Origin of the sequence: Streptomyces sp. NPDC048637 (genome assembly GCF_040650675.1) — a bacterium.
In the GTDB taxonomy this organism is placed as follows: domain Bacteria; phylum Actinomycetota; class Actinomycetes; order Streptomycetales; family Streptomycetaceae; genus Streptomyces.
In genome coordinates, this window is the sequence record NZ_JBEZHQ010000086.1 from 1 (window position 1) to 3,372 (window position 3,372).

General features: G+C 70.6%; 5 protein-coding genes. 2 read left to right on the forward strand and 3 right to left on the reverse strand.

What is annotated here, in order from left to right; translation table 11 throughout:
- Positions 1-53: 53 nt before the first annotated feature.
- The 3 genes from AB0C46_RS40610 to AB0C46_RS40620 all read right to left on the reverse strand — a co-directional run bounded on the left by AB0C46_RS40610 (position 54) and on the right by AB0C46_RS40620 (position 1,989).
- The gene (locus AB0C46_RS40610; protein WP_362834162.1) at positions 54-350 is read right to left on the reverse strand and encodes a hypothetical protein; all 297 of its coding nucleotides are present in this window, start codon (positions 348-350) and stop codon (positions 54-56) included.
- Positions 351-578: 228 nt separating this feature from the next.
- Positions 579-794: a ferredoxin gene (locus tag AB0C46_RS40615; RefSeq protein ID WP_362834163.1), complete on the reverse strand. Its 216-nt coding sequence runs from the start codon at positions 792-794 to the stop codon at positions 579-581.
- A 4-nt stretch (positions 795-798) separates the two neighbouring features.
- Positions 799-1,989, reverse strand: coding sequence for a cytochrome P450 (locus AB0C46_RS40620; protein ID WP_362834164.1), 1,191 nt, complete (start codon positions 1,987-1,989; stop codon positions 799-801).
- Between the two features lie 113 nt (positions 1,990-2,102).
- Here AB0C46_RS40620 and AB0C46_RS40625 point away from each other — a divergent pair, with 113 nt between their 5' ends.
- On the forward strand, positions 2,103-2,729 hold the full coding sequence (locus AB0C46_RS40625) for a TetR family transcriptional regulator (RefSeq protein ID WP_362834165.1): 627 nt from the start codon (positions 2,103-2,105) through the stop codon (positions 2,727-2,729).
- Between the two features lie 146 nt (positions 2,730-2,875).
- A complete protein-coding gene (locus AB0C46_RS40630; RefSeq protein WP_362834166.1) occupies positions 2,876-3,262 on the forward strand; it encodes a hypothetical protein in 387 nt (128 codons plus the stop codon).
- Positions 3,263-3,372: the final 110 nt, after the last annotated feature.

Consider the following 3,372-nt stretch of genomic DNA (forward strand, 5'->3'; position numbering starts at 1 on the left):
GGGCGCCCCCCCCGTGGGTCGGGGGGGGCGCGACGCTGTGACGCTGATGCGGGTCAGGACATGTTCTCTTCGGAGTCGAGGTACGCCTGGATCCGCTTGTCCAGCGCGTGGGCCTGCGCACGGGCGCGGTCGGCGGCCTCGTGCTCGCCTTCCCTGTCCAGGCGATCGGCCTTGGCCTTCAGGTCGGCGGACTGCTGGCGCAGCTCGTCGATGTTGACGCTGATGCCGCCACCGGCCGCCACGCTCTGCCGGCCGGCGGCCGCGGTGGCTGCCTGCGCGGGCAGCGCCGCGAACAGCACGCCGCCTGCCACGGCCGCCGTCACGGCGAGTGCGGAAATACGTCGACGCATGAGATCCCCCTGGTCGAAAAAATGGGTCGTTACCAGTCAGTAAGCCTACATGAAGTGATCTTGTGCTCCGACCACTGAGGGTGAGCGTCCGGGGTTTCTGTGCGCAACGGGCGGACGTGGGCACCCAACTGCCGTGCCAGGAGGGGGAATTGGGTGCCTGCCGCCTGACCAGGGACGATAGCGCGAACGGGGCGTGGTCGCCGCCACGCCCCGTCGCCTCCGCCATCCCTACGGCCGGGGCCCGACGACCTCCGCACCGTTCCGGACAGTGATGGCCATGGCCGGGCAGACATCGGCGGCGTCCAGGGCCCGCTCGTCCTCCTCGATCCGGTCCTTCAGCGGACGGGCATGCGCGCCGTCCACGACGAAGAGGTCCGGGGCGATGGCGGCGCAGGACCCCGAGGCGATGCACTGCCGCGGGTCGATCTCCACCTGCCAGGTCATCCGCTCACCACCCCACCGGCATGACCCGCGGGCCGCGGACCAGCATCTCGCTCTTCCACACCACATCGCCCGCCAGCCGCAGTTCCGGGAACCGGGTGATCAGGGCGCCGATCGCCTCTTGGAGTTCCAGCCGGGCCAGGGGCGCGCCGAGGCAGTGATGGACGCCATGGCCGAACCCGAGGTGCTGATTTCCGGTCCGGGAGAGGTCCAGCGTCCCGGGCGCATCGAAGCGCAGCGCATCCCGGTTGGCGGCGCCCACCGCCACCAGGACCGGGGTCCCGGCCCGCACCAGCGTCCCGCCGACCTCGACGTCCTCCGTCGCATAACGGGGCTGGCTCGCGCCACTGCCCAGCGGAACAAAACGCAGTAGCTCCTCGACCGCGCCGCCGATCAGCTCCGGCTGCTTGCGCAGCAGGGTGAGCTGGCCCGGGTGGTCCAGCAGCGCGAGCACGAAGTTGGGGATCTGGGTGGCGGTGGTCTCGTGCCCGGCGACCAGAATCCCGACGCACAGGTCCACGAGTTCGAGTTCGGACAGCCGGTCGTTGACATCCCGGGCATCGATCAGCGCCGTCATCAGATCGTCCCGCGGGGCGCGCCGGTGCTCCTCGATCAACTGCCGCATATAGGCGCGGAGTTCTTCCATATTGGCGTCGAATTCCGCCGCGGTCAGGGAACTTGTCGACAAGGCGGCATCGCTCCACACCCGGAACCGCGGCCGGTCCTCGGCCGGCACGCCGAGCATCCGGCAGATCACGGCGACGGGGATGGGCAGGGCGTAGCGGTCCACCAGGTCGGCGGGCGGCCCGGCCGCTGCCAGCTCGTCGAGCAGCTCGTTCGCCAGCTGCGTGACCTGGGGCCGGAGCTTCTCGACCTGGCGGACGGTGAAGGCCTTGGCCACCAGAGTCCGCAGCCGGGTGTGGTCGGGCGGGTCCATCCCCAGGATGCCGCTGTCCCGGCGTCCTTCGGACTGCCGGGGCTCGTCGTGCCGCGCGCCCTCGGCGCGGCTGAAGCGCTGATCGCCGAGGACGAACCGGGCCTCGGCGTACCGGGTCACGAGCCAGGCCGGCTCGCCGTAGGTCATACGGACCTTCAGCAGTCCCGGGCGGTTGCGGGCCTGTTCGTACTCTTCGGCAAGCTCAAGGCTCTCGGGAACATTGAAGGGGTAGGAGAGGGGTGCTGTGTCGGCTGTGGTCAAGGCGACCTCCCTTGTGTAAGCACCTGCTTACATCACGGTAAGCCGCCCCCCGGAGGCGGTCAACGACGCATTGTGGCCGTCATCGTGACGGGTCAACAGAGAGGAACGTGGCGATGGCAAAGACCCCGCAGCACGGCCCGGCGAACACCTCCCGCCGGGACGCGCAGGGCACCCGGCTGCGGTTGCTCGATGCCGCATCGGAGCTGTTCGCCGAGCGCGGGTACGAACGGGCGACGGTACGCGACATCGCGTCCCGGGCCGGGGCCAACCAGGCCCTGCTGTTCCGCTACTTCGGCTCGAAGAAAGCCCTGTTCGGAGAGGTGATGGCGCGTGGCGGCCACGAGCAGCTGCGCACCACTCCCGCCGAGCGGCTGTTCGAGGTCGCGCTGCGCGGCATGCTGGCCGGCGGCGGGTCGGGCGCCGACCGTTCGCTGGAGGTGTGTCTGCGCTCCATCGGCGGCAGCGACGAGATAGCGGAGGCGCTGCGCGGGCTGGGGGAGGAGTACGCGGAGGTCCTCGCCACGCTCTCCGAGTCCGACACCGGGAGCCTGCGCGCCGATCTGGCGCTCTCCTGGCTGCTGGGAATTGGCTTGATGCGAGTGGTGGTCGCCAAAGAGCCGCTGGCGAGCGCCGACCCCGATACGGTCTGCGCACTCGTCGCGGGCGCGCTGGGAAACCTGTTGGAGAGCCTGCCCAAGGACGGGCCGACGGCCGGGGAAAGCGGCGGCATTCCGGAGTGAGCGGCCGGATCGTGGCGGGTGCCGTTGCCGTGCGTGCTGCGTTCCAGTGACTCTGCGGCGGGTCGCAAGTCAGTGGACAAATGCCCGCTTATCGTCGCCTTTGCAGGAAATATTCATTTTCTGCAGAGTCGAGTGAAGGTGGAAACATGCTCCGTTCGATCCCGCGCGGCCTTGCAGTGGCCGGCCTGACCGCGGCTGCCCTCGTGGTGCCGACGGCAGGCGCCGCCACCGCCGCGACCGCGCCCCCCAGCAGCGCCCAGGACGCCAAGGGCCACCACGCCAACCAGCAGCAGGACCGCCACCACGGCCGCATCGGGCACCGTGGCCACGACGGCTATGACGGCTTCGGCCGTGACCGCCGCGACGGCTACGGGTATGGCCGCGACGGCGGTTACGACCGCGACGGCTACGGCCGCGACCGCGACGGCTATGGCCGCGACCGCGACGGATACGGCCGTGACGGTGAGGGGCGTGACGGCTCCGGTCTGGGCAGGAACGGCCTGCTCAACCTTGGCCTGCTCGGTCTCCTCTAGTACCCGTCAGGCAGTGCGCGGTGGGGAGCCGTGCGAGGCACCGCACCCGGAAGCGGCCGCCACCCCGGGAGCCGGCGCCGACGGCGCATCCGGCCCCGGCATCGTCATCG

What these genes read in the sequence shown, in the direction of transcription:
- AB0C46_RS40625 (WP_362834165.1), top strand. Translation starts at nt 2,103, where the DNA reads ATGGCAAAGACCCCGCAGCACGGCCCGGCGAACACCTCCCGCCGGGAC.
- AB0C46_RS40630 (WP_362834166.1), top strand. Translation starts at nt 2,876, where the DNA reads ATGCTCCGTTCGATCCCGCGCGGCCTTGCAGTGGCCGGCCTGACCGCG.
- AB0C46_RS40610 (WP_362834162.1), bottom strand. Translation starts at nt 350, where the DNA reads ATGCGTCGACGTATTTCCGCACTCGCCGTGACGGCGGCCGTGGCAGGC.
- AB0C46_RS40615 (WP_362834163.1), bottom strand. Translation starts at nt 794, where the DNA reads ATGACCTGGCAGGTGGAGATCGACCCGCGGCAGTGCATCGCCTCGGGG.